Below are 25566 nucleotides of genomic sequence, written 5' to 3'. Positions count from 1 at the left end.
TTGCTAGGGCGCAGCCAGGGTGTCGGGGCGCGGCCAGGGTCCGGCGTGCAGGCATGGGTGGCGGGGGCCGCGCCCGTCCGGTGGGCCACGGCGGCGCGCGGCCAGGGTTGTGGGGGCGCGGCCAGGGCCCGCGTCGCGGGCAGGGCGCCCTAGGGCCAACGGCCGAGCGCGGGTCCGTCCCGCGACAGGTGTGACCTCCCGGAACGCCACTTACTCTGACGCCATGACCCCTCGCGACCCGCATGACGCCGACGCCGCCGTCACGGACAGCGCCGCCCCCCTGCCGCCCCAGGCATCCCCCGTCCCGCCCGAGCCGCAAGACGGAGACCTGGACCTGGGCCTGGACCCGGGCCTGGAGGGCGGCGGCGGCACCGGCGACACCGTACTGGGGAGGCGCTACCGCGCCCTCACCCTCGGCATCGTCACCGTCGTCTCCCTCATCGCCTTCGAGGCGAGCGCGGTCAATACCGCGATGCCGGTCGCGGCCCGCGCGCTGGACGGGGTCGAGCTCTACGCGTACGCCTTCTCCGCCTACTTCACCGCGAGCCTGTTCGCGATGGCGCTGTCGGGGGAGTGGTGCGACCGCAAGGGGCCGCTGGCGCCGCTGTTCACCGGGATCGCGGCGTTCGCCGCCGGGCTGCTGGTGGCCGGTTCGGCGCAGCGGATGTGGATGTTCGTGGGCGGGCGCGCGGTGCAGGGCATAGGCGGCGGGCTGGTGATCGTCGCGCTGTATGTGGTGGTCGGCCGCGCCTATCCGCAGCGGCTGCAGCCCGCCGTGCTGGCGTCCTTCTCCGCCGCCTGGGTGCTGCCGGTCATCGTCGGCCCGCTCGCCGCCGGGACCGTCACCGAACAGGTCGGCTGGCGCTGGGTGTTCCTGGCCATCCCGGTGCTGGTGCTGCCGCCGCTCGCGGTGATGCTCCCCGCGCTGCGCGCCCTGCCCCCGAGCGAGCGCTCCGCGGGTATGAACCGCCGCCGGATCCTTCTCGCGCTCGCCGTCGCGGCCGGCGCCGGGCTGCTGCAGTACGCGGGCCAGGACCTCAGCTGGCTCTCCCTCGTCCCGGCCGCCGCCGGTCTCGCCCTGCTCGTCCCGTGTGTACTGCGGCTGCTCCCCGAGGGCACCTTCCGCGCCGCCCGCGGACTGCCGTCGGTGATCCTGTTGCGCGGGGTGGCGGCGGGGTCCTTCCTGGGCGCGGAGAGCTTCGTTCCGCTGATGCTGGTGACCCAGCGCGACCTGTCCGCGACCGCCGCCGGGCTCTCCCTCACCGGCGGCGGACTCACCTGGGCCCTGGGTTCGTACACCCAGAGCCGGCCCCGCCTGGAGCCGCACCGCGAACGGCTGATGGGTCTCGGCATGCTTCTGATCGCCGTGTCCATCGCCGCGGTGCTCCTGGCCCTCATCGACTCCGTCCCGGCCTGGATCGTGGCCGTGGCCTGGGTGATCGGCGGCTATGGGATGGGGCTGGCCATCTCCAGCGGGAGCGTGCTGCTGCTGAAGTTCTCCCGTCCGGAGGACGCGGGCAGCAACTCCGCCTCCCTCCAGGTCTCCGACGCGCTCGGCAACATCACGCTGGTCGGCCTCAGCGGTGTCCTCTTCGTCTCCTTCGGTGGCGGCGATATCGCCGCCACCGGCTCCACGGCCTCCCACCAGCCGGCCGCCTTCGGCGCGGTCTACGTGGCGATGGCGGCGGTGGCGCTGGCGGGGGCGTGGGTGACGACGCGGTTGCGGCCCGTCACCGCGTAGTACCACCTTGACCCCACTAGTGGTACCGTTTTGGTATGGCTATGAATCTCCGACTGCGCGACGACCAGCAAGAGGCGCTCAAGCAGCGGGCCGAGGAGGAGGGCCGCAGTATGCACGCCATAGTGCTTCAGGCGATCGATCGGTATCTCGAGCAAGAGGCGGACTGCGAGTCGGTCCAGCGCCTGGGGGCGAAGTACGCGGCACGCCACGCGGACCTTCTGCGGAGGCTGGGGGAGTAAGTGAAGTACCTGACGGTCCAGGAAGTGCTGGACCTGGCGGAAATCGCCTGTGGGGGGCAGCGGATCGCGGTGCGCGATCTGGGGTTGCTGAGCTCGGCTGTGCATCGTCCGCAGTCGCAGATGTTCGGCATAGAGGCGTACACCGACCACTTCGAGAAGGCCGCCGCGTTGCTCCAGTCGCTCGCCGTCAACCACCCGCTGGTGGACGGCAACAAGCGGATGGCGTGGATGTGCACGGTGGTCTTCCTCGACATCAACGGCACCGAGATGCTCGACGTCGACCAGGACGAGGCGTACAAGCTGGTGGTCGGTGTGGCCGCAGGCGCGCTCGAGGACGTGGCGGACATCGCGTCCCGATTGCGGAGGCTGCACGAGGCGATGTGAGTCTGATCCCACCCTCGGGTGGGATCAGCCCGTACCCCCGAGCGTGAACGATGGCACCGGTAGGCTGACGCGGTTCCCGATCGACCTCGCCGAGCCAGCCCGACGGAGACCGTGAGTACTACTGCCGCCTCCACCAGCCATCACCTCTCGCCCGCCTTCCCCGGCCGGGCTCCTTGGGGTACCGCGAGCAAGCTGCGCGCCTGGCAGCAGGGCGCATTGGACAAGTACATCCAGGAGCAGCCGCGGGACTTCCTCGCGGTCGCGACCCCCGGCGCCGGTAAGACCACCTTCGCGCTGACCCTCGCGTCCTGGCTGCTGCACCACCACGTCGTCCAGCAGGTGACGGTCGTCGCGCCGACCGAGCATCTGAAGAAGCAGTGGGCGGAGGCCGCCGCGCGGATCGGCATCAAGCTGGACCCGGAGTACAGTGCGGGTCCGCTGAGCCGGGAGTACCACGGGATCGCCGTCACCTACGCGGGCGTCGGCGTCCGGCCCATGCTGCACCGCAACCGGATCGAGCAGCGCAAGACGCTCGTCATCCTCGACGAGATCCACCACGCCGGCGACTCCCGCTCCTGGGGCGAGGCGTGTCTGGAGGCGTTCGAGCCGGCGACCCGGCGGCTGGCGCTCACCGGCACCCCGTTCCGGTCCGACACCAACCCCATCCCCTTCGTCACCTATGAAGAGGGCAACGACGGGATCCGGCGCTCCTCCGCCGACTACACCTACGGCTACGGCAACGCGCTCTCCGACGGTGTGGTGCGCCCCGTCATCTTCCTCTCCTACAGCGGCAACATGCGCTGGCGGACCAAGGCGGGCGACGAGATCGAGGCGCGGCTCGGCGAGCCGATGACCAAGGACGCCGTCTCCCAGGCGTGGCGCACCGCGCTCGATCCGCGCGGCGACTGGATGCCGAATGTGCTGCGCGCCGCCGACCAGCGGCTGTCCGAGGTCCGTAAGGGCATCCCGGACGCGGGGGCGCTCGTCATCGCGGCCGACCAGGACTCGGCCCGTGCGTACGCCAAGCTGATCCGCGAGATCACCGGCAACAAGGCGACGCTCGTGCTCTCCGACGAGGCGGCGGCGTCCCAGCGGATCGAGGACTTCAGCCACTCCGACGACCGCTGGATGGTCGCGGTCCGCATGGTGTCGGAGGGCGTGGACGTGCCCCGGCTGGCGGTCGGGGTCTACGCGACCACCATCTCCACACCGCTCTTCTTCGCCCAGGCCGTCGGCCGTTTCGTACGGTCGCGGCGGCGCGGCGAGACCGCGTCCGTCTTCCTCCCCACCATCCCGATGCTGCTCGGCTTCGCGGGCGAGATGGAGGTCGAGCGCGACCACGTCCTGGACAAGCCGAAGAAGGACGGCGAGGAGGAGAACCCGTACGCGGAGGAGGAGAAGCTCCTCGAGGAGGCCGAGAAGCAGCAGGACGAGGACACCGGCGAACAGGACCAACTCCCCTTCGAGGCGCTGGAGTCGGACGCGGTCTTCGACCGGGTGCTGTACGACGGCGCCGAGTTCGGCATGCAGGCGCATCCGGGCAGCGACGAGGAACAGGACTACCTCGGCATCCCCGGGCTTCTCGAACCCGACCAGGTGCAGATGCTGCTCCAGAAGCGGCAGGCCAAGCAGATCGCGCACAGCCGCAAGAAGCCGGACGAGGAGGCGGATCTGCTGGAGCTCCCGGCGGAGCGGCGGCCGGTGGTCACCCACAGGGAGCTGCTGGAGCTGCGCAAGCAGCTCAACACGCTGGTCGGGGCGTATGTCCACCAGAGCGGCAAGCCGCATGGCGTGATCCACACCGAGCTGCGCCGGGTCTGCGGCGGCCCGCCGAGCGCGGAGGCGACGGCGGGGCAGATCCGCGAGCGGATCAAGAAGGTCCAGGAGTGGGCGACGCGCATGCGCTGACGCGTGGACCTTCCCTTCCCCTCCCCGCCCCTTCCCACAGCATCGATATGCGGTTCCGCCGCGTGGCAGGGGCTCGCCCCTGGACCCCGGGGTCTGGGGCGGAGCCCCAGTCGAGGGAAGGGGCGGGGAGGGGAACAGCCCGCCGCGGGCGGCAAGATCCGTCGGACACCCCGCGCGGTGACATAGGCGCAGGGCGGTGATGCCCTGCGCAACCCCTTTTCGAAAAGTTTCATGAACCGGTCGCACGCCCCTCTTATTTATCCGGACGAACCGGGTCGATTCCGGGTGCTCCCATGTCGTTCGCTTTGGCAGCTCTGCTCGGATTCTGGACAAACCCTTCCGCAAAGCGGACCGGCTCGCTAGCGTTCGGTCACGCACACGCCCCGTGGCAGCGCCGCCGCGGAGCGCAGCCGGTGCGTGACCACCGCGACCGGCGGCCTCTTCGCGCGCCGTCGTCGGGACCGACGGGGCACCGCACGAAGAGCCGCCGCTCATCACCGAGGAGGGGGCGTCGTGACCGCGGAGACCTCTCAGACGCTCGATCGGGGACTGCGCGTCCTCAAACTGCTCGCCGACACCGACCACGGGCTGACCGTGACCGAGCTGTCCAACAAGCTCGGCGTCAATCGCACCGTGGTCTACCGGCTGCTGGCCACCCTTGAGCAGCACTCCCTCGTCCGCCGGGACATCGGCGGACGGGCGCGCGTCGGGCTGGGGGTGCTGCAGCTCGGCCGCCAGGTGCATCCGCTCGTACGGGAGGCGGCGCTGCCCGCGCTGCGCTCCCTCGCCGAGGACGTCGGCGCGACCGCTCACCTCACCCTGGTCGACGGCACCGAGGCCCTCGCCGTCGCGGTCGTCGAGCCGACCTGGACCGACTACCACGTGGCCTACCGGGCCGGATTCCGGCATCCGCTCGACCGGGGCGCCGCCGGGCGCGCCATCCTCGCCGCCCGCGCCGGCCGCCCCGACGACCCCGGGTACGCCCTCACCCACGGCGAACTGGAGGCGGGCGCGAGCGGCGCGGCCGCCCCGCTCATCGGGGTGACGGGGATAGAGGGCAGCGTCGGGGTCGTCATGCTCTGCGACTCGGTACCGGACCGGGTCGGCCCGCGGGTCGTCGACGCGGCCCGAGAGGTCTCGGACGCCCTGAGCTGAGTGCCCGGCGCGGCCTCGGCGCGGAACAGCACGCCGTGGCGGCGGCCTCGATGGACGCGGTGCGCCGTAACCCGGCGGTACGCCGTAACCGCGCGGCACGCCGGTCCGCGGCCCCGGCGCGGGACAACGCGCTGCGGCGCCGTGGCCCGGGCATGGCGCGTAGCAGGGTGCCCCCCATCTGACGACACGCGGCGTGCGGCAGCGCCGCGCCCTGCGGGGTGCGGCCGATGAAGCGGCGGCGCGGATGAGCGCCGCCGCGAAGGTGCGACCGCTGTCGCACGGTGGCCCGGGCCCGGCGGCGGCGCTGGACCCGTGTTGGGCGTGACAGTGGCGGCCCCACTGGGCCCGCCCCGCCCGCGCGCGTCGGCATGGCCGCCGCGCCATGCGGCCGGGAGCCGTGAGCCCGGCGCCCTTGGTCGGACGCCGCGCGCCTGCCCGCGTCGGCCGGGCGCCACGAGCTGAGCCAAGCCGTCCGCGCCCGCCGCTCGCCAAGCCGTCCGTCTCCGCCGCCCGCCCAGGGCTCGCGTTCGCTGCCCGCCCAGGGCTCGCGTTCGCTGCCCGCCCAGGGCTCGCGTTCGCTGCCCGCCCAGGGCTCGCGTTCGCTGCCCGCCCAGGGCTCGCGTCCGCCGCCCGCCCAGGGCTCGCGTTCGCTGCCCGCCCAGGGCTCGCGTCCGCCGCCCGCCCAGGGCTCGTGTTCGCCGCCCGTCAGGGCTTTGGGGGTCGGGGTGGCGCCTCGTCCGTCCCGGCGGTCAACTAGATTCGCACTATGCCTGCCGTCTCCCCCCGCGCCCGCGTCCTCGCGCTCTGCTCCGCGCCCGTGCTCGCCCTGCTCGCGGTGGCCGCGTTCGCCCCGCTGCCGTTCACCGTGGCCCAGCCCGGTTCGACCGTGAACGTCCTCGGCGCCGACCGTGGCAAGCAGGTGATCAGCGTCTCGGGGAGCGGCACCCGCAAGACCAGCGGGCAGCTCAGGATGACGACGATCCTGGCCACCGGCCCGGACGCCACCGTGCGGCTGAAGGACGTGATCAGCGGCTGGTTCGCCACCGATCGCGCGGTCATGCCGCATGACTCGGTCTACGTCGGCGGCACCACCAAGGAGATCGAGCGGCACAACGCCGAGGAGATGCGGGAGTCACAGTCCTCGGCCACCAGCGCCGCGCTCGGCTATCTCCACCGCTCCCCGCGCGACGTCAAGGTCACCCTGCGCCTGGCCGACGTCGGCGGACCGAGCGCCGGGCTGCTCTTCTCCCTCGGCGTGATCGACAAGCTGGACGGGGACGGCCGCGGTGGCGATCTCACCGGTGGCCGGACGATCGCGGGCACCGGCACCATCGACGCCAAGGGCAAGGTCGGGGCCGTGGGCGGGGTTCCGCTGAAGACGCGGGCCGCCAAGCGGGACGGCGCCACGGTCTTCCTGGTGCCGAAGGCCGAATGCGCCGATGCCACCGCCGAACTGCCCAAGGGGCTGCGGCTGATCCCCGTCACCACCCTCAAGGGTGCCGTGACGGCTCTGCGGGCGCTGCGGTCGGGCGGCGCGGTCCCGCACTGCTGAGCGGTGCCGCGGTCCTCTGGTCCACCGCCGCCTTCTGGTCCACCGCCGTCCTCTCGTCCCCCGTCGTCCCCTTGTCCCCCGCCGCCCCCTGGCCAACGGCCGCCCCCTCGTCCATCCCGCGCCAGGCCGGGAAGACCAGCGGGCTGAGCGTGGCCAGGAAGTAGACCCCGCCCGTCACCAGGAAGGCGGCGGTCAGCCCCACGCCCTCCACCAGACATCCGGCAGCGAGCCCGCCGAGCGGCATCACCACCCACACCCCCGCGGTGAGCGCGCCCGAGACCCGGCTGCGCAGCTCATCGGGGACGGCCTCGTAGGTCACCGTGGTCAGGATCGGGTTGAGCATTCCCGCCGCGACTCCGCTGGCCGCCATCGTCACGGCGAGCGGGGACACACCGGGGACGAACGCGGCGATCAGGAAGCGCGGCAGCCCGCACACCAGGAAGCTCACCGCGAAGACGGTCCGGCGCGAAAAGCGGTCGCCCACCGCCCCGTAGAGCAGCGCCCCCACCAGCGCACCGCCGCCGAACAGCGCCGTGAGCAGCCCCAGTTGCACCGAACCGCCCAGGTGCCGCTCGGCGTGGACGGGCAGCAGTACGGACGACAGGCCCTGGTCGAGGCCATTGGTGACCATGACCATCAGCACGATGGCCAGCAGCAGCCGATGGTGCAGCAGAAAGCGGTACCCCTCGCGCAGCTCCGCGCGGTAGGCGCGGGCGGACACCGGCACGACGGGCCTGCGCGGCGCGGCGGCGGGCAGTCCGCGCAGCCCCGCCATGATCAGCAGCGCGGAGGCCGCGAACGTCGCCGCGTCCAGCAGCAGTACGGAGGGCGGGCCGAGCAGCGCGATCAGCAGCCCCCCGACCGCCGCGCCCAGCATCCGGGCCCCGCGCGAGGCCCCGTCGTAGAAGCTGGCGGCGCGGCTGAGGGTGGTGCCCGCCCGTTCGGCCAGCGCGGGGACGAGCACTTGGCGGGCGGTCTCGCCCGGTGCGTGGAGCAGTCCGCAGAACGCCATCAGCGCGCATAACTGCCAGAACCGCAGCAGCCCGGCGAAGTGCAGCACCGGAATCGTGGCGACGGCCACCCCGCACAGCGCGTCGGAGGCGATGGAGACCCGCCTGCGGCCGACCCGGTCGATGACCGGCCCGCCGATCACGGCGGAGACGACCACCGGCAGGGTCGCGCAGAAGGACACGAACCCGGCCTTGGCCGCGCTGCCCGTGGTCTCCAGGACGAACCACGGGACGGCGATCAGCGTGAGCGAATTGCCCGCTATGGAAACGGTGTTGGCGGCGAGGACGAGCATGAGCGGTCTTCGGCCACCGCTGTTTCCCCGGCGCTCTCTGTCTCCTGTGTCGTCGGTCATGTCAGTGGTCGAACCGCGCGGTCAGACCGGATTGCGGCAGCCGTGGGGTGGCCAGCCGCAGCCCGACCTCCACCAGCGTCCAGCCGAGCCGGGTGCGCAGCGCCCGGGCACGGGCGGGGCGGGTTCGGGCGGGGCGGGTCCGGCGGTGGGACTGGGGCGCCTCGTGGGCCTCATGCTGGAGACGCTCGGCGCGTATTCGGTGGAGCCACAGATGGATCTCGTCGCCGTACATGTCGTTCCCCCCAGGGATCGGTCAGTCCTCTTCGCGCGGGAAGGCATGCAGATGGACGCGGTACGGGGCGGAGCCCTCGGTGTCCCGGTCCACCTCCTTCTCGCGGTAGCTCTCGATCACTTCGTGCACCTTGTCGCGCATTTCGCTGGCGAGTTCGGGCGTGAGACGCATGGCGAAGTCGCTCATGTCCGAAGCGCCGCGCCATGCTGAGGGCCAGTCGTGCATGGTGCTGAACCAGGTGGACAGGTCCTGGCCGTGGATGGTGGCCCACTCGTGAAGCAGGGTGTTCATTGCTCCGCGTACGGCCGGGTCGGGGCTGGTCAGAAACCTGTCGGTACCCACCCGCACGCCCCGCTGCGCCGCCTTCCACCACCGCTCCCGCCCCTTGCCCCGCTCCGGATCGTCCTTGACGAAGCCGTGGGTGGCCAGCTGCCGCAGATGGTAGCTCGTGGCGCCGCTGGACTCGCCCAATCTGTCGGCCAGTTGGGACGCGGTGGCCGGTCCGTACTCGCGCAGCGCCCCGAGCAGACGTATCCGCAGCGGATGCGCGAGCCCGCGCAGGGAGCGGGGGTCGAGCACCCGGACGTCGTCGGGCGCAGGCTCTTCGTTCTGTGCCATGCGCGGCAGCGTAAGCATGCAAAGACTCAGTTGCAACACTTTCTTTGCAACAGAGTCTTTGGATCCGTTTCAGGGGCCGCCGCGGGCCCCAGTCCTCAGTCCAGCGCCGCCTGCCGCACCAGCGGGATGATCCGCAGCGGAACCGCGTTCTCCATCACGATCGCCGTCGAGGCCCGGACGATCCCCTCGAACCCCACCACCAGGTCGATCACCCGCTGAAGGTCGGCGTTGGAGCGGGCCACCAACCGGCAGAGCATGTCCCCGTGGCCCGTGGTGGTGTGCAGCTCCAGCATCTCCGGAACGGTCGCCAGATGGGCCCGTACGTCCTGCCCCTGCCCCTGCTTGATCTCCAGCGTCGCGAACGCGGTGACCGGATAGCCGAGCGCCGCCGGGTCCACATCGGGGCCGAAGCCGCGGATCACCCCCTGCGCCCGCAGCCGGTCCAGCCGCGCCTGCGCCGTGCCGCGGGCGACACCGAGGCGGCGTGACGCCTCCAGCACGCCTATCCGCGGTTCCTCGGCGAGCAGCTCGATCAGGCGGGCGTCGAGCCCGTCGATCCCCATGCGGTCCCCCTTGAGGTCTCCGTGGCCCTTGTGACGTTCTCTGTGACGGTAGTCACCCTGTACAGGATGCTCTATGGCAGACCGCTCTGGCTATACACACTGACCAGCGTTCTCGCGAAGTGTTGCGCACCTTGAGCCATGGGAGGACGCTGCGAAGTATGACTGAGACGACAGAGATGCTGCAGCAGGGGGACGCACGGCACGCCGACCCGTTCCCCGTGAAGGGGATGGACGCGGTCGTCTTCGCGGTCGGCAACGCGAAGCAGGCCGCGCACTACTACGCCACCGCCTTCGGCATGAAGCTCGTCGCCTACTCCGGTCCGGAGAACGGCAGCCGGGAGACGGCCAGTTACGTCCTCGTCTCGGGCGGCGCCCGCTTCGTGTTCACCTCCGTCATCAAACCGGCGAGCGCCTGGGGCCGCTTCCTGGCCGAGCATGTCGCCGAGCATGGCGACGGTGTGATCGACCTCGCGGTGGAGGTGCCGGACGCGCGCGCCGCGTACGCGTACGCCGTCGAGCACGGCGCCTCCGGGATCGATGAGCCGCATGAGCTGAAGGACGAGCACGGCACGGTGGTGGTGGCTTCCATCCGCACCTACGGCGACACCCGCCACACCCTCGTCGAGCGCACCGGCTACGACGGCCCGTACCTGCCCGGCTTCGCGGAGGCCGAGCCGATCGTCGACCCGCCCGCGCGGCGGAACTTCCAGGCCATCGACCACTGCGTCGGCAATGTGGAGCTCGGCCGGATGGACGAGTGGGTCGGCTTCTACAACAACGTCATGGGCTTCACCAACATGAAGGAGTTCGTGGGCGACGACATCGCCACCGAGTACTCCGCGCTGATGTCGAAGGTCGTGGCGGACGGCACCCGCAAGGTGAAGTTCCCGCTCAACGAGCCCGCGGTCGGCAAGAAGAAGTCGCAGATCGACGAGTATCTGGAGTTCTACGGCGGCCCCGGCGTCCAGCACATCGCGCTCGCCACCAACGACATCGTCGCCACGGTGCGGGCGATGCGTGCGGCCGGGGTGCGGTTCCTGGACACCCCGGACTCGTACTACGAAACCCTGGGGGAGTGGGTCGGCGACACCCGCGTCCCGGTGGAGACCCTCCACGAGCTGAAGATCCTCGCCGACCGCGACGAGGACGGCTATCTGCTGCAGATCTTCACCAAGCCGGTCCAGGACCGGCCGACCGTCTTCTTCGAGCTGATCGAGCGGCATGGCTCGATGGGCTTCGGCAAGGGCAACTTCAAGGCCCTCTTCGAGGCGATCGAGCGCGAGCAGGAGAAGCGCGGCAACCTCTGACCGTCACGCGGGGCGGGCCGCGGCCCGTCGGCCCGCCCGGCTCCTGGTACGCCCGGCCGCGAGCGGACGGTCGCGGTGGATTCGTTGGGCCTCGACCGCGCCCGCATCGGGAGGAGGCCACGTGCAGCTTGGCGTGCACGTACGCCGAGCCGCCGCGGTCCTCCGGGGCGTGCAGCACACCGATGCGCCAGGTCGACCGGTCACCGGAGTGGAATCTCGTGTTCGGGAGTGGGGGGATTGCTCAAAGTGGTTTCCCGCTTTCACAGGAGACAGAGCGAGACCCGCACTACCAAAACCGGCGCACGGGCTGACGCAAGGGACAGGTCAGTTCGTGGATCGCGCGACGGAAGGCAAGGCAACGGACGACATTTTCCAATACGAACCCTAGCGCGTATGCGCCCCGGTGCATTGCTGAATCGTTATCTTCGAACCCTCTCTGAGTGCGCATTCCAGCCACGTTTATCAAGAGGTCCGATCCGGCTGTTCTGCGCGCGTCGTCATGGTCTCCTCCAGGGGGCCGTGAGAGCCGCCGCTCACCGGGGCGGGTGGCGGCTCTCACGCCGTTCGCGGGGTTCGGGGTCAGCCCATGTGCACCGGGGCCGCGCCGCCCTCGGTGTGGTGCTGCCTGCCGGCGTTGACGGCGAACGCGGTGACGGCCAGGCCCGCCAGGAACATCGCGCCGGCGGCCACGAAGGCCATGGTGTAGCCGTGGGTCACCGCGTCGCCGGCCCGGGCGACCAGGGCGAAGTCCTTGGTGGACAGGCCCCGGTAGAGGCCGGCGGCCGCCTCGGGGAGCTTGTCGTCGGCGGCCGACGTGGAGATCGTCGAGAGGACGGCGAGGCCGAGGGCGCCGCCGATCTGTTGGGCGGTGTTGAGCAGCGCGGAGGCGACCCCCGTGTCCTGGTGGTCGACCCCGCTGACCGCGCCGAGCGTCATCGGGACGAAGCTCATGCCCAGGCCGAGGGCGGTCACGAACATCGCGGGCAGGAGGTGGGCCGTGTAGGAGGAGTCCGGCTCCAGGGTGGCGAACCAGAACATGCCGCCGGCCGCGACCAGCAGACCGGGACCGGCGATCAGCCGGGGCGCGTGGTGGGCGACCAGCTTGGAGCTGATACCCGCGGCGGCGGCCATGCCGAAGCTGAAGGGGAGGTAGGCGAAGCCGGTCCTGACCGGGCTGTAGCCCAGGATGAGCTGCATGTAGAGGGTGAGGAAGTAGAAGGTGGCGAACATGCCGGAGCCGATGAACAGCATCGTGGCGTAACTGCCTGAGCGGTTGCGGTCCTTGAACAGGCGCAGCGGCATCATCGGGTCCGCGGTCCGGGCCTGGAGGAACAGGAAGGCGGCGAGCAGTACGGCGGAGGCCGCGAAGGAGGCCAGGGTGAGACCGCCTGTCCAGCCGTGTTCGCCGCCGCGTGTGATGCCGTAGACGAGGGAGATCAGGCCGCCGGTGCCGGTGACGGCGCCGGGCACGTCGAGGCGGCCGGGGTGCCGGTCGGCCTCGACCAGGGTGCGGGTGCCGGCCAGTACGGCCAGGCCGATGGGGATGTTGACGAAGAACACCCAGCGCCAGTCGAGTACGTCGGTCAGCGTGCCGCCGAGCAGCAGGCCGACCGTGGCGCCGACACCGCCCATCGCCGCGTACACACCCATCGCGGTGTTGCGCGGCTTGCCCGCGGGGAACGTGGTGGTGATCAGGGCCAGGGCGCTGGGCGCGGCGAGCGCGGCGCCGACACCCTGCAGGATGCGGGCGCCGATCAACAGCCCCTCGTTCGGGGCGAGTCCGCCCAGCAGCGAGGCGAGGGTGAAGACGATGATGCCCGCTTGGAACATCCGCCGGCGGCCGAACAGGTCGCCGGCCTTGCCGCCGAGCAGCAGCAGGCCACCGAAGGCCAGGGCGTAGGAATTGACGATCCACGCCAGGTTCGCGTCGGACACGCCCAGGTCGGTCTGGATGGCGGGCAGGGCGATATTGGTGATCGTGGCGTCGAGGACCACCATCAGCTGGGCGGCCGCGATCACGACGAGGGCGAGCCCTAGATGACGGCCTCCTCCTGCCGAGATCTCCGACGTGTTGGTGTCCCCCCGCGAGGGCGCGGGGGTGACCGTACTGCCAGCAGACATTGCAAGCTCCAAAAAAGGACAGGAGAATTCCCCGGGCGAGCGAGCGGCAGACAGAGAAGCCGCACTTCGTTTCGAGGGAAAGGCCAGGACGAACCCCCATCGGAGAGAGGGGAGGCGTCGGTCATGCAATCCGAGAACGGCACACCGATACAGCATGCGAACTGAACTCGGGACGAGCAAGAACCTTAACACCCGCACGGCACGGGCGAAGAAACGAGATCGGGATGTGAGATGTGTTCCTGATCGCGCTTGACAACGCGGATCAGAATGTGAACACAGGGATCGATCCTTGAAAGGCTGTGCTCACAGCTTGAGAAATAAATCAAGCGCTCACTGACTTCGGTATCCTCCAAATTCTGGATCCCGCCTTTTGGAAAGGAGATCGAAACCGGGTCCGTGGCCGGGTGGCCGATCTCCTTGCCGCGAGCTGACGAGCCTCGTGGCCACGTCGGGCTGAGAGCTTCGCGGGCGGGTGATCTCCTCGTGCCGGGCGGCGATGCGGGACCGCGCGAGGGGCCGCCCGGGCCGCATCCTCGTCTCGTCGGCGTTCGGCGCTACTGAGCTGTGCGGTTGTGCCGCCGGTATCAGAAAATGCGAACGCCTGAACGGGAGCGCTTTCTCACCGTCTACACTCTCGGCGATCTGTTCACTCCAACACGGCGTGATCGCATGGGAGTTGTTGAGTATCAATGCACACGGAAAAGTACACTGCGGGTCGTTTGACCAGGCGTAGGTTCACCCTCGGCGGGGGCGTGGCCGCGGCCGGGGCGCTCGGTGCCTTCGCCGCCCGCGCGGGGGCCGCCACCGTGGCGGGGGGCCGGTTCGATCTGTCGGTGCCCTCCACCCCGCTGATCCGCGAGAAGACCCCGCACAACGCCACCGTGCTGCAGTCCTTCGCTGTCGACGACGTGGGCGGCCACCTCTACACCGTCCAGCTGATGCAGGGCGGTATCCAGCTCAGCGGGGAATCCGCCCCCGTCTCCGGCGCGGACCGCGCCGCCCACGGCGATCTGTGCGTCACCAAGCTGTCCCTCGCCGGAGCGGAGCTGGGCTCCATGTACCTCAAGGGATTCGGGCACGGCGTCGCGATGGGCTGTGAGCCGGTCGGCTCCGCCGCGTACCTGTGGACCGAGTCGGACGCCAACCCCGACTCCGGCTACGGCCGCGCCATCAGCCGCTTCAAGTTCGCCGATGGCACCGTGCTGTCGTCCGGTTCGTCCTCGCTGGTCAAGCACTGCCCGGTGGCGGGCTCCGCCAGCAACCAGCCCGCCGTCGACATGCTCAACCGCCGGCTGCTGCTGCGCTACCGCCTCGGTGGCGAGGCCCGCTACCGGCTGATGAGCCTCTCCGGGGTCAGCGCGGGCGACTACACCGCCGTGTACGACGACATACCCCAGACCGGCGTCGAGGACGGCGAGGTCTTCCAGGGCTTCACGGTCCTCGGCGACTACGCGTACCAGATGACCGGCACCGCCTACACCGACGAGGACGGCGCCAACCCGCCCTCCGGCCACGGCAACACCTACGTCTCCTGCATCGATCTGCGCACCGGCGAACTCGTTCAGCGCGCCCGCACCGAGGCCGCCTACTCGCTGAGCTACCGCGAGCCGGAGGGCCTGGCCGTCCAGCTTTCCAGCCCCCGACGGCTGTGCATGGGCTTCGCCTCGGGCGCCGCCGGAGACCGTAAGGTCAGCGTCTACTACAAGGCGCAGTAGAGCCCGCGAGGCGCGGCCCTCCTGGCGGCTCTCCTCGCCGCCTGTCCCGGGGCCCTCCTGGCGGCAATTTCGCGGTACCCCGTCCGCTGCCGCGATCTTCCCCGCGCGCTTCCCGGGTGCGAGGCTGGACGCATGACGGACCTCATCGAGCTGCTGCGGGAGGGCCTCCCCGAGGAGGCCGTGCTGACCGACCCGGATGTGACCGGGGCCTACGCACACGACATGGCGAGCTTCTGCGAGGCGGGCGCGCCCGCCGTCGTCGTCCTCCCGCGCACGGTCGAGCAGGTGCAGCACGTCTGCCGCACCGCCACCGCGCTGCGCGTCCCGGTCGTGCCCCAGGGCGCGCGCACCGGCCTGTCGGGCGCGGCCAACGCGTCCGAGGGCTGCATCGTGCTGTCCCTGGTCAAGATGGACCGGATCCTGGAGATCAATCCGGTCGACCGGATCGCGGTCGTCGAACCGGGCGTCATCAACGCGACCCTGTCCCGGGCCGTCATGGAGAAGGGCCTCTACTATCCGCCGGACCCCTCCAGCTGGGAGCAGTGCACGATCGGCGGCAACATCGGCACCGCGTCCGGCGGGCTGTGCTGTGTGAAGTACGGCGTCACCGCCGAATACGTCCTCGGGCTCGATGTCGTCCTCGCCGACGGGCGGCTGCTGAAGACCGGCCGCCGCACCGCCAAGGGCGTCGCGGGCTACGACCTGACCCGGCTGTTCGTCGGCTCCGAGGGCAGCCTCGGCATCGTCGTCGGCGCGGTCCTCGCCCTCAAGCCCGCCCCGCTGGAACAGCTCGTCCTGGCCGCCGAGTTCCCCTCCACCGCGTCCGCCTGCGACGCCATCTGCCGGATCATGGAGCGCGGCCACGCCCCCTCGCTGCTGGAGCTGATGGACCGGACGAGCGTCCGCGCGGTCAACGCGATGGGGAACATGGGCCTCCCGGAGTCCACCGAAGCCCTGCTGATGGCAGCGTTCGACACCCCGGACCCGGCCCCCGACCTCGCCGCCGTCGCCGAGCTGTGCACGGCGGCCGGTGCGACGGAGGTGGTCCCGGCCGAGGACGCCGCCGAGTCCGACATGCTGCTCCAGGCCCGCCGGATGACGCTTCCGGCACTGGAGGCGGTCAAGGGCGTCACCATGATCGACGACGTCTGTGTGCCCCGCTCCCGGCTCGCCGAGATGATCGACGGCACGGCCGCCATCGCCGAGAAACACGCCCTCACGATCGGCGTCGTGGCCCACGCCGGGGACGGCAACACCCATCCGACGGTGTGCTTCGACCCGGCGGACCCCGACGAGTCCCGGCGGGCCCGGGAGTCGTTCGACGAGATCATGGCGCTGGGTCTTGAGCTCGGCGGCACCATCACCGGTGAGCACGGCGTCGGCGTCCTCAAACGGGAGTGGCTGGCGCGGGAACTGGGCCCGGTGGGGGTGGAGTTGCAGCAAGGGATCAAGCAGGTCTTCGATCCGCTGGGCCTGCTCAACCCCGGCAAGCTCTTTTGACGGCGGCCCTGGCAAGTCCCCGCCTCGGGGCAAGCCCTCCGCGCGACCTCGCCCGCCTCTTCACTGATCTTGAGTACACGCAGCAGGCGGGCGACCTCGGGCGCGGCAGCGCTCGCTGCGTCGAGCCGCTCGACGAGTCGGGCGACGGTGCCCCAAGCGGTGTCTTTCATGCGCGTCCAGCTGTGGAGTGAGGGAGGCTCCATCGGGTTCCGTCGGGGATGTGCCAGACGTAAGCGCTTCCGTCCGCTTCACGGGCGTACCCGAACCGGTCCTGCGACGGGCGGCCGGCGTCGTTCCACCAACGCCAAGCCGACTCGGCCTGCTCCCAGAGTCCGGCGTCGCCGCCGTAGCTGACGGTGCCGGTGTTGTCGCCGGTCAGGGGTGCGCGGGCCCAAGACCCGTCGGGCTGCTGAATCTGGATGGCCATGGTGCCTGTGGTGTCGTCGAGGTGGTAGACGAATTCCGCCTCGGGCAGGTGGAAGGCGAGCAACAGGCGGAAGGGGTAGTGACCGCGGATGTTCTCGGCGGTGACCACCGTGGGTCGGGTCTCTGCTTCCGGTGCCCGTTCAGGTCGCGGGGGCGGGGCGTAGGTGCGTGCGTCGGTGCGGGCTGCCATGAAGCGGCCGGCGGTGGTGGTGAAGTGGCCGAGGGCGCGCTGTTGCTCGTCGATGGCGAGGCGGACGAGGCCGCCCTCGATGCCGAGGGCGACATCGGCGACCAGGATGGTTCCGGGCTTGCTCTGGTCGATCCACGCTTGGGGGATGGCGGGCACGGAACAGGTGGCGATGATCCGGTCGAACGTGTCCCCGGTGGGGTAGCCCCGCGTACCGTCGCCCGCGATGACTTGGGGGGTGCATCCGGCGTCGGTGAGGCGCTGCTGTGCGGCCTCGACGAGGGCGGGGTCGACGTCGACGGAGTGCACGAGGTGTTCCCCGAGGCGTGCGCACAATAGGGCGGCGTTGTAGCCGGTGCCGGTGCCGATTTCGAGAATCCGGTGTCCATCTTCGGCGTTGAGGTCTTCGAGCATGCCGGCCATGAGGCTTGGCAGAGTGCTGGACGAGGTCGGGACGCCGGTCCATGCCGTCTCGTCGCCCTGCTCGGCGGTGGCCGGGTCGAGGGCGGTCACGAGTGTCTGGTCCCGGTAGACGGCGGCGAGGGCGTCCTCGGCGGTGGTGGCGCGGTGCTCGCGCCAGACGGTGATGCCCTTTTCGTTGGTCTCCTGCTCGAACCACTGGGGGACGAACACGTGGCGGGGGACATTGGCGAACGCTTCGGCCCATGGGCGGGTGCGGATGGCGCCGACTTGAGTGAGTTCGTCGGCGAGGGCCGCCATGTAGGGGCGGGCCTGGTCGAGGGCTGGGGCGTTCATCGGGAGACTCCTTGCAGTTCGTCGGCGATGGCCTGGGCGATGGGCAGGCCGGTTGCGTGCTCGATCCAGTCCTACTGCCCGCACGGATTCGCTTCCAGGTAAGTCCACACGCCGTCGGGGCTGACGACGAAGTCGAAGGCGGCGAACCGGAGGTCAAGGCGATCCATGTAGCGTCGTACACCCTCGACGACGTTGGGTGGGGCTGTGCCGATCCGGTACGTGAGCGAGCGGTAATCGCTGCGCCAGTCCGTATGCGCGGCGTCGCTGCCCGCGTGGACTTCGGCGGCGAAGAGCCGGTCGCCGACGACCGTGAGCCGCACCTCGTACGCCTTGTCGACCCACGCTTGGAACAGATGCGCGGTGGTGTCGATGCCGCGCAGGTCGGCGAGGTCGTCCTCGGTGACACGACGGGTGTACACGGCCTTGAACTGGTCGTCTTCGATGAACACAGGCGTGGCCACCGGCTTGCAGACGATCGGACCGGTTACGTCGCCGACGAACGCGCGGACGGCATCGGGGCTGTTGGTGATGAGCGTGGGCGGAACGGTCAAGCCGCAGGATCGAGCGGTGGCGAGCTGAAGCGGCTTGTACTCGGCGCGGGACATGGCGGCGGGGTGGGAGACCCATCGGCAGTCGAGGGCGGTCATGATGCCGCCGAGTCCGGCGCGGGCCTGCGCGGCGGCGAACCGGTGCTCGGGTTCCGACATGGTCGCGGGCAGGCTGAACGGGTTGGGGGCGCGGTAGTAGACGGCGGAGACATCGGCGAGGTCGACGGCGCGGTGAGCGGTGGTGAGTCCGCCGGACCACCCTCGTCGAGCGTCGATACGCCCGGCGAGGGTGACCTCTTGCGGGAACTCGGCGGTGTCCATGCGGAACACCTCCGCTCCACCGTCTGTGAGTGCCTTGACGACGCGGTCGGTCGGCCAGTCGTCGCGCGCTGCGATCACGAGAACGGTGGACATGAGGGCATCAGTCCTTCGCGCCCTCGTCGAGCGGCGGGGGGTTCTTCACGTTGCCGTCGGGAACCGTGGGGTTGTGGGTTTGCATGTAGGGGAGCGGGCCGTCGTACAAGCCCCGGGACATCTGTAACTCGTTGTCGTAGACGGCCGGCGGCTTCACGATCGCCTGCGTGGCGTCGGGAACGCGGGCGAAACGGAGAATCCATGGGCGCGTGTCCGGTCCGCTCGGCGGTGCGCTGCTGTACGGGATGCGCCCACCCTCGGGCGCGAGCGGGAAGGCTTCCCTCACATCAGCGGTGGCGGTGGTCATTCCGCATTCCTTCCTGTGACAGGTCGGCCGCGCCCCGACGGCGTGGCCTCGGTGGTCGTGCGGTGCGAATCGCCCCGTTCCCGGAGGCGGGCACGGGCAAGGCACGAGGCGGAGCTGTGCCGACGCTGCGGCCGGGTAGCCTCCTTCACCGCTTCGTCCAAGCCGTCGAGCAGCATCACGGGGCCGCCTTCATTTCGGCCCAGCAACGCTTACGGTTCGGCCGCCGCGCGGGGCCCAACAGGTCGTAGCCCCACCGGTCGGCAAGAACGTCGACCAGGATCAGGCCCCGCCCGTCGGTGTCGTCGCCTCCGGGGGTGCGCAGCATCGGCACCCGGGACGGGTCCATGTCCACGATCGCCAGGTACAGCCGGTCATTCGCCGGGCGGTCCACGATCACGCGCAGGCTGTGCCCCCGGGCGTGGTTCACGGCGTTGGTGACGAGTTCGGACATCGCTAGCGCGGCGGCTTCCGCCGTCTCGTCGCCGAGGCCCCACGCGGCGCACGCCGTGCGGACCAGGCCGCGCGCCACGGACGCCGTCTCTTTTGTGCGCGGGTGGGTCTCGCTGTAGCCCTGGCATCCCGTCGCGCGGGCTCTGCTTGCCGTCATCGTTATGGATCACGCCTTGGTCAGGGGGGCGGGGGAAAAACCGCGCCGGTCCTTCTTGGGGGTTGAGGGTGAAGAAACCGGTGCGACCGTCAACCGGCCGCCCGATCTCGATCACCGAACGGCCGGTAATCACTCAACTCCAGTGCGTGCATCGGGGTAAGGGAGCAGAGTGAAGGCACGGTTGAACTGGTTGAACACAGCTCGGGGGTTGGGATGGCACGACGACTGCGCACGCCGAATAGGGCTCTCGCGGGCCTGATGCAGATGGAGGGGATCGGAAACGCGCAGCTTGCGCGACGCACAAACGCCGTCGGAAAAGAACTCGGGGTCACGCTGCATTACGACAAGTCGAGCGTGTCGCAGTGGCTCGCCGGCAGTACGCCGAAGCCGCAGGCACGGCCCGCGATCCTCGAAGCGCTCTCCCGACTCGCCGGGCGGCCGGTAACGTCCGCCGAAGTCGGCTGGGGGGACGATCCGGCCGAAGAGCGCGATGTTGTTTCGGGAGTGATGGCGCTGAGCCGAGCAGATATGGACCCGTCCCGCCGCAGCGTGCTGACCGCGGCTATGTACGCGGCCACGCTGGTGGTCCCCACATACGACGAGTTAGCCGGGGAATCTGACCAGCGCGTGAAGGACACCAGCGCGGGGAGCCTTCTTCGTATCGGTATGAGCGACGTTGAGACCGTGACCAAGATGACGGACAAGGTCGCCGAGATCCTGGACGAGATCGGAGCTGGTCACGCTCGGCCGATGGCGGCGGCGTTCATCACCAACACCATCGGCACCTACCTGCGCGCTGACGCCTCGGACAAGGTGCGCAAGGCCATGCTCGCGGCCGTCTCGGACTTCGTGTACCTCACGGGCTGGATGGCGATGTACGAGATGAAGCAAGGGCTTGGGCAGAAGTACTACCTGCGCGCGCTCGATCTCGCGGCGAGGGGCGAGGACCACGTCACCTACTGCCGGACCCTGCGAGGCATGTCTTTGCAGGCGTCCCACCTCGGCTACGGGCCAAAGGCGTTGGAACTTGCGGACGCAGCAGCGGAGGCCGCACCCGCATCTGGGCCGCGTCTGGTGGCGTTCCTGCGTGGACAGCAGGCCGCTGCGGCGGCGATGACCGGCGACCGGAACACCGCTGTGACGCGCTTGCGTGAGACGGAGGCCGCCCTGGCTCAGGCGGACAACCGGCGGGATGCCGTGGGTGGGTACGACGAAGCCGCCTTCCACTTCCACGAGGCGCACGTCAGGTGGTCACTCAAGGACGGGCCGGGCAGCATCAAGGCCCTGCGCCGCTCCAACGCCGCCCGCAGCCTCCAAGAACGTCAGGGGCGAGTGCACTGCCTTGGGGTGATCGCTCAACGGCAGATGGCCATGCGGCATGTCGAGGCAGCTTGTGCCACCTGGAACGAGTTCCTCGACGAGCACCAGATGATCAGCTCTGCGCGGGGGGATGAGCACCTGCGGAACCTGCGCACCGGCCTCAAGCCGTATGCATCGCTGCCGGTTGTGCGCAGCGTCGCCGAACGGGCGCGCGAAGTCGCCCATCTGAAGGCAGCTTGAAGTAAAGATCTGAGACGGAGAGGCCGCCCGGACCCGGGGGTGGTCCGGACGGCCTCGTCTCAGTGGCTGATCAGGCCTTGGCGGCCGATCACGCCTTCAGGGAGGCGATGTCGATCACGAAGCGGTACCGCACATCGCTGCTCACGACGCGCTCGTACGCTTCGTTGATCTGGTCGCCGTTGATCAGCTCGATCTCCGCGCCGAGCCCGTGCTCGGCGCAGAAGTCCAGCATCTCCTGCGTCTCCCGGATGCTGCCGATCTTCGACCCGGCCATCGACTTGCGGCCCATGATCAGCGAGAACTGGGCGAAGGCGCTGGGGTTCTCCGGCGCGCCCACGTGCACCAGCGTGCCGTCGACCTTCAGCAGCGACAGGTAGCTGTCCAGCGGGAGGTTCGCCGAGGTCGTGTTGACGATCAGGTCGAAGGTGCCGGCCAGCTCGGTGAAGGTGGAGTCGTCACCGGTGGCGTAGAAGTGGTCGGCGCCCAGCCGCAGCCCGTCGTCCTTCTTACGGAGCGTCTGGCTCAGCACGGTCACCTCGGCGCCCATCGCATGGGCGATCTTCACGCCCATGTGGCCGAGGCCGCCCAGGCCGACGATGGCGACCTTCTTACCGGGACCGGCGTTCCAGTGGGCGAGCGGGGAGTAGAGGGTGATCCCGGCGCACAGCAGCGGGGCGGCGATGTCCAGCGAAATCCCCTCGGGGATGCGCAGGGCGTAGTTCTCGTCCACCACGATGTGGGTGCTGTAGCCGCCGTAGGTGGGGGCGCCGTCGTACTCGTTGCCGTTGTACGTGGCCACCTCGCCCTTGAGGCAGAACTGCTCCTCGCCTGCGAGGCAGTTCGCGCACTCGCGGCAGGAGTCGACGAAGCAGCCCACGCCGACCCGGTCGCCCACGGCGTACTTGGTCACACCGGGGCCGACCTCGGCGACCACACCGGCGATCTCATGGCCGGGCACCATCGGGAACTGGGCGGAGCCCCATTCCTCGCGGGCCTGGTGGATGTCGGAGTGGCAGATGCCGGCGTAGGCGATCTCGATGAGGATGTCGTGCTCGCGCAGTGCGCGGCGCTCGACGGTGGTCCTTTCCAGCGGGGCCTTCGGAGCGGGGGCTGCGTAGGCGGTGACGCTGGTGGTCATAGTGCTGTCTCCCTGGAGGAAATGAGGGGAATGCGATGAATGTGGGGGGTGGCAGGCATGGGGGTGGTCAGGCGAATAGTGCGGATGGTGCAAATGGCGTGAAAGGGAGATTGGTGCGAAGGGAGGGATTGGTGCGAAAAGGGGGGTCGGTGAGATCAGGGGGAAACGTCGGAGGACGGTCCCCCGAAGGACGCGCATCGGAAGAGGGCGCGGAGGAACGGGCGGAAGGAGGCGCGGTCCAGCTCGCCAGCAGCCGCAGGGCCGCCTCGGAGGGAGAGCCGGGCTCGACCGTGTACATGCACAGCGCCTGGTCGGGATCGCCGGGAATGGCCACGTTCTCATAGGACAACGTCATGTCCCCGACCACCGGATGGTGGTAGCGCTTGACGCCGTGGGTCTTCTCCCGCACGTTGTGGTCCGCCCACCACTTGCGGAAGTCCGGGCTCTTGATGGTGAGCTCGCCCACCAGCTCCGTCAGCCGGGGGTCCTCGGGATGGCGCCCGGCCTCCAGCCGGAGTGAGGCCACCATCTCCGCCGCGACCGTCTCCCAGTCCGGCCACAGGGAACGGGCCGCCTCGTCGAGGAACATGAAACGGGCCATGTTGCGCTCGTGGTACGGGAGCGCCTCGAAGTCGATGATCAGCGCCCGGGCCAGCCGGTTGGAGGCCAGGACATCGCCCCTGCGGCCGAGGACGAAGGCCGGTGAGATCCCGTCCAGCGTCCGCAGCAGCGCATGCACCCCGGGCCGCACCCGCTGGGGGCGGGGCGGCCGGCGGCGCACCGTGCGCCGGGGGCGCGGCCGGGTCAGCTCGAAGAGGTACGCGCGCTCGGTGTCGTCGAGCTGCAGCGCACGGGCCACGGCGTCCAGCACCGTCTCCGACACATTGAGGTGGCGGCCCTGTTCCAGACGCGTGTAGTAGTCCGTGCTCACCCCGGCCAGCTGCGCCAGCTCCTCGCGGCGCAGCCCCGGCACTCGACGGGGGCTGTCGTTGGTCACGCTCACGCCCGCGTCCCCAGGGCTCAGGCGAGCCCTGCGGCTCCGCAGGAACTCACTGAGCTCGGTATTGCGGTCCATGGGTTCCAGTATTGGCAACGGAAGTGCCATCCGAGCGTGTCAGAGTAGGTCTGTTGAACCTAGGCCGGGCGGTGCCAGGCGGGCCGTCGCCGCTCGTAACGCTTCGTGGCGCTCGCACGGGAGAGTGGTGGCGAGGAGCTGTGGGCGCCGTCGGCGGGCCGGTCTGATAGACCATGACAGCGCGCGTTCCGGGTTGCACAGCGGCTCCTGTACGGCAAACTGCTTACGCCCCCCTCACCGCGAGGCACCGTAAAGGCGCAGCGCAGTACAGCACGGCCGAGCAGATATGGGACATCGGAGATCATGAGCGCCCCTACCTCAGGATCCGCGGACGGCAGCTCCATTCCTGGCTTTTATCCTGATCCGTCCATCCCCGGCTACATCCGTTACTGGAACGGTGCCGCCTGGGTGCCCGGCACCAGTCGTCCCGCCCCGGCCGCGGGCGAGGCCATGCCCGCGCCGCCGCCCGGCGTCACCCATACCCAGGTGATCAGCCCGGCGCCGGACGAGACGGGCCCGATGTTCCTGGACGAGGAGCCGGCCCCGCGGCCCGCGGAGGAGACCGGCAGCGCACTGCCCGAGCTGCGCCGGAGCGCCGAGATGGACCTCCGGGGCGCGGGCGGGCCGCCCGAGACGGCGGCCGATGGCATGGGGGCGCGGCCGGTGCCGCCCGGCGGGGTCCCGGCGTCCGTCGACTGGAACGATCCTCAGCGGCTGTACGGCACCCGCCCCGATGCCGGGTCGGCCTGGCAGGCGGACGCGTCCCGGCAGGGCGGATTCGGCGGCGAGCAGGACCACCGGGTCTCCTGGGGCTCGGAGACGGACGCCCTTGGCGACGACCGGGCCGGTGGTGGGCAGGCCGATGGCGGGCAGTGGCCCGGGGTGCCCGACCCGAGGCGGGCGGGCCCGGGCGAGGGTGCCGGACGCGATGAGGGCACGTTGACCATGCGCGCGGGCGGCAGCGGCGGGACGGTCGACCGCTCGACGCAGGCCCTGCCGCCGGTGCGCCGGGCCCCGGAGCTGCCCTCGGCGGACGACGGGGAGACGCCCGCTCCGGTGAGCGACGGGACGATGACGATCCGTGCGGTGGGGCGCGGCGACGGAGCGGCACCCACGACGGGCCAGGGGCAGGGACAGGTCCAGGGGCAGGGGCAGGGCCAGGGCCGGAACTCGGCGTCCGGCCGCGACGACGGGACGATGGCGATCCGGGCGATCGGCCGTGGCGGCTCGCGCAAGGGCGCCGAAGCGCCGCCCCCGGCCCGGGCCCCGCACCAGCCCCAGCAGCCTCCACAGACACACCAGCCTCAGCAGCCGCCGCAGCCGTACCCGCCCCAGCAGCCCCAGCAGCCCTTCGGCGGTATCCCCGCCCAGGGCGGCGGCCCGGCCTGGCAGCAGCAGGGGCACCAGTTCGCCCAGCAGCCCGGCCCGGCGCAGGGCGCCCCGCAGGCCGCACCGCATGGCGCCCCGCCGGGTGCGCCCGAGAGCGTCATCCCCTGGAAGCCGCCCGTCGACAACCCCTTCCTGCTGGCCGCCCAGGCCCAGGGCCGGCCCGCCCCGCTCGGCCGCCGCCTCGCCGCCCGGCTGATCGACACGGTCGTGCTGTTCGGCGTCGTCGGCGCCGTCGCGTTTCCGCTGTGGGGCAAGGCGAGCGACCACATCGACGAGAAGGTCGAGACGGCCAAGCAGAGCGGTGAGACCGTCACGGTCTACTTCCTGGACGGCACGACCGGCGGCTATCTCGGCATCGTCCTCGGTCTGCTGCTCGTCCTCGGCGTCGTCCTGGAGACGCTGCCGACCGCCAAATGGGGCCGCACGCTGGGCAAGAAGCTGAGCGGGGTGCGGGTGCTGGACATCGAGGGGCACGACACCCCGTCCTTCGGCGCCGCGCTGCGCCGCTGGCTGGTCTACTCGGTGCTGGGGGTGCTCGTCATCGGTGTGCTGAACGTGCTGTGGTGCCTGTTCGACCGCCCGTGGCGGCAGTGCTGGCACGACAAGGCGGCCCGCACCTTCATCGCGGCGGCCGACTGAGCACGGCCGCGGCCGACTGAGCACGGCCGCGGCCGGGTGGGCGCCGCCGCTCCCTTCCCGACCACTGGGCCTCCGCCCCGCCCGCCCCCGCTGAGGCGGATGGGCGATCCCGGTCGCCCGAA

Annotated in this window: 22 protein-coding genes; 11 read left to right on the top strand and 11 right to left on the bottom strand. The window is 70.6% G+C overall.

Annotated features, from left to right (window positions below; genetic code table 11):
- Positions 1 to 223: 223 nt before the first annotated feature.
- The 6 genes from CGL27_RS19890 (at position 224) to CGL27_RS19865 (ending at position 6979) form a co-directional block, all read left to right on the top strand.
- Positions 224 to 1741, top strand: a complete 1518-nt coding sequence (locus tag CGL27_RS19890) for an MFS transporter (protein ID WP_205587720.1) — start codon at positions 224 to 226, stop codon at positions 1739 to 1741.
- A 41-nt stretch (positions 1742 to 1782) separates the two neighbouring features.
- Positions 1783 to 1980 (top strand): Arc family DNA-binding protein, encoded by a 198-nt coding sequence (locus tag CGL27_RS19885; protein WP_119994461.1) that lies wholly within the window; start codon positions 1783 to 1785, stop codon positions 1978 to 1980.
- Positions 1981 to 2364, top strand: a complete 384-nt coding sequence (locus CGL27_RS19880; RefSeq protein ID WP_119989015.1) for a type II toxin-antitoxin system death-on-curing family toxin — start codon at positions 1981 to 1983, stop codon at positions 2362 to 2364.
- Between the two features lie 111 nt (positions 2365 to 2475).
- On the top strand, positions 2476 to 4272 hold the full coding sequence (locus tag CGL27_RS19875; RefSeq protein ID WP_119989013.1) for a DEAD/DEAH box helicase: 1797 nt from the start codon (positions 2476 to 2478) through the stop codon (positions 4270 to 4272).
- 513 nt (positions 4273 to 4785) lie between these two features.
- Positions 4786 to 5427 (top strand): helix-turn-helix domain-containing protein, encoded by a 642-nt coding sequence (locus tag CGL27_RS19870; protein ID WP_059144494.1) that lies wholly within the window; start codon positions 4786 to 4788, stop codon positions 5425 to 5427.
- Between the two features lie 766 nt (positions 5428 to 6193).
- Positions 6194 to 6979: a S16 family serine protease gene (locus CGL27_RS19865; RefSeq protein ID WP_119989011.1), complete on the top strand. Its 786-nt coding sequence runs from the start codon at positions 6194 to 6196 to the stop codon at positions 6977 to 6979.
- Here CGL27_RS19865 and CGL27_RS19860 read toward each other — a convergent pair.
- From CGL27_RS19860 to CGL27_RS19845, 4 genes are all read right to left on the bottom strand, one after another.
- Complete coding sequence (locus CGL27_RS19860) at positions 6918 to 8282, bottom strand: MFS transporter (RefSeq protein ID WP_119989009.1); 1365 nt, start codon at positions 8280 to 8282, stop codon at positions 6918 to 6920. The two genes, CGL27_RS19865 and CGL27_RS19860, sit on opposite strands and share 62 nt — an antisense overlap.
- A gap of 61 nt (positions 8283 to 8343) precedes the next feature.
- Positions 8344 to 8574: a hypothetical protein gene (locus CGL27_RS19855; protein WP_119989007.1), complete on the bottom strand. Its 231-nt coding sequence runs from the start codon at positions 8572 to 8574 to the stop codon at positions 8344 to 8346.
- 21 nt (positions 8575 to 8595) lie between these two features.
- The gene (locus tag CGL27_RS19850; protein WP_240450570.1) at positions 8596 to 9192 is read right to left on the bottom strand and encodes a helix-turn-helix domain-containing protein; all 597 of its coding nucleotides are present in this window, start codon (positions 9190 to 9192) and stop codon (positions 8596 to 8598) included.
- A 95-nt stretch (positions 9193 to 9287) separates the two neighbouring features.
- Positions 9288 to 9755, bottom strand: a complete 468-nt coding sequence (locus CGL27_RS19845; protein ID WP_078641724.1) for an Lrp/AsnC family transcriptional regulator — start codon at positions 9753 to 9755, stop codon at positions 9288 to 9290.
- Between the two features lie 158 nt (positions 9756 to 9913).
- Between CGL27_RS19845 and hppD the strand changes: the two genes are divergently transcribed.
- Complete coding sequence (gene hppD, locus CGL27_RS19840) at positions 9914 to 11062, top strand: 4-hydroxyphenylpyruvate dioxygenase (protein WP_119989003.1); 1149 nt, start codon at positions 9914 to 9916, stop codon at positions 11060 to 11062.
- A 579-nt stretch (positions 11063 to 11641) separates the two neighbouring features.
- Here hppD and CGL27_RS19830 read toward each other — a convergent pair.
- Positions 11642 to 13183, bottom strand: coding sequence for a DHA2 family efflux MFS transporter permease subunit (locus tag CGL27_RS19830; RefSeq protein WP_119988999.1), 1542 nt, complete (start codon positions 13181 to 13183; stop codon positions 11642 to 11644).
- A 719-nt stretch (positions 13184 to 13902) separates the two neighbouring features.
- Here CGL27_RS19830 and CGL27_RS19825 point away from each other — a divergent pair.
- Together CGL27_RS19825 and CGL27_RS19820 are read left to right on the top strand one after the other, a co-directional pair.
- Positions 13903 to 14898, top strand: coding sequence for a teichoic acid biosynthesis protein C (locus CGL27_RS19825; RefSeq protein WP_240450569.1), 996 nt, complete (start codon positions 13903 to 13905; stop codon positions 14896 to 14898).
- A gap of 132 nt (positions 14899 to 15030) precedes the next feature.
- Positions 15031 to 16398 (top strand): FAD-linked oxidase C-terminal domain-containing protein, encoded by a 1368-nt coding sequence (locus CGL27_RS19820; protein ID WP_119988994.1) that lies wholly within the window; start codon positions 15031 to 15033, stop codon positions 16396 to 16398.
- A gap of 166 nt (positions 16399 to 16564) precedes the next feature.
- Here CGL27_RS19820 and CGL27_RS19815 read toward each other — a convergent pair whose 3' ends face one another.
- From CGL27_RS19815 to CGL27_RS19800, 4 genes are all read right to left on the bottom strand, one after another.
- Positions 16565 to 17767, bottom strand: coding sequence for a methyltransferase domain-containing protein (locus tag CGL27_RS19815; RefSeq protein WP_119988992.1), 1203 nt, complete (start codon positions 17765 to 17767; stop codon positions 16565 to 16567).
- A 71-nt stretch (positions 17768 to 17838) separates the two neighbouring features.
- Entirely contained in the window at positions 17839 to 18729 is an 891-nt protein-coding gene (gene tgmB / locus CGL27_RS19810; protein ID WP_240450568.1) for an ATP-grasp ribosomal peptide maturase, read from the bottom strand.
- 7 nt (positions 18730 to 18736) lie between these two features.
- Positions 18737 to 19036 carry a hypothetical protein gene (locus tag CGL27_RS19805; RefSeq protein WP_119988990.1) on the bottom strand — a complete coding sequence of 100 codons (300 nt, stop codon included), beginning with the start codon at positions 19034 to 19036 and terminating at the stop codon, positions 18737 to 18739.
- 175 nt (positions 19037 to 19211) lie between these two features.
- Positions 19212 to 19643, bottom strand: a complete 432-nt coding sequence (locus CGL27_RS19800; RefSeq protein WP_059144482.1) for an ATP-binding protein — start codon at positions 19641 to 19643, stop codon at positions 19212 to 19214.
- A 213-nt stretch (positions 19644 to 19856) separates the two neighbouring features.
- Here CGL27_RS19800 and CGL27_RS19795 point away from each other — a divergent pair, with 213 nt between their 5' ends.
- Positions 19857 to 21203: a hypothetical protein gene (locus tag CGL27_RS19795; RefSeq protein ID WP_119988989.1), complete on the top strand. Its 1347-nt coding sequence runs from the start codon at positions 19857 to 19859 to the stop codon at positions 21201 to 21203.
- An 88-nt stretch (positions 21204 to 21291) separates the two neighbouring features.
- Here CGL27_RS19795 and CGL27_RS19790 read toward each other — a convergent pair whose 3' ends face one another.
- Both CGL27_RS19790 and CGL27_RS19785 read right to left on the bottom strand, forming a co-directional pair.
- Entirely contained in the window at positions 21292 to 22341 is a 1050-nt protein-coding gene (locus tag CGL27_RS19790; protein ID WP_119988987.1) for an NAD(P)-dependent alcohol dehydrogenase, read from the bottom strand.
- A gap of 67 nt (positions 22342 to 22408) precedes the next feature.
- Positions 22409 to 23416, bottom strand: a complete 1008-nt coding sequence (locus CGL27_RS19785) for a helix-turn-helix transcriptional regulator (RefSeq protein WP_119988985.1) — start codon at positions 23414 to 23416, stop codon at positions 22409 to 22411.
- 303 nt (positions 23417 to 23719) lie between these two features.
- Between CGL27_RS19785 and CGL27_RS19780 the strand changes: the two genes are divergently transcribed.
- Positions 23720 to 25444: an RDD family protein gene (locus CGL27_RS19780; protein WP_119988984.1), complete on the top strand. Its 1725-nt coding sequence runs from the start codon at positions 23720 to 23722 to the stop codon at positions 25442 to 25444.
- Positions 25445 to 25566 lie beyond the last annotated feature (122 nt).

It is taken from the genome of Streptomyces sp. 11-1-2 (assembly GCF_003595545.1).
In the GTDB taxonomy this organism is placed as follows: Bacteria; Actinomycetota; Actinomycetes; order Streptomycetales; family Streptomycetaceae; genus Streptomyces; species Streptomyces hygroscopicus_B.
The sequence above is the reverse complement of the archived record's forward strand: the minus strand, read 5'-3'. Positions and strand labels throughout refer to the sequence as shown.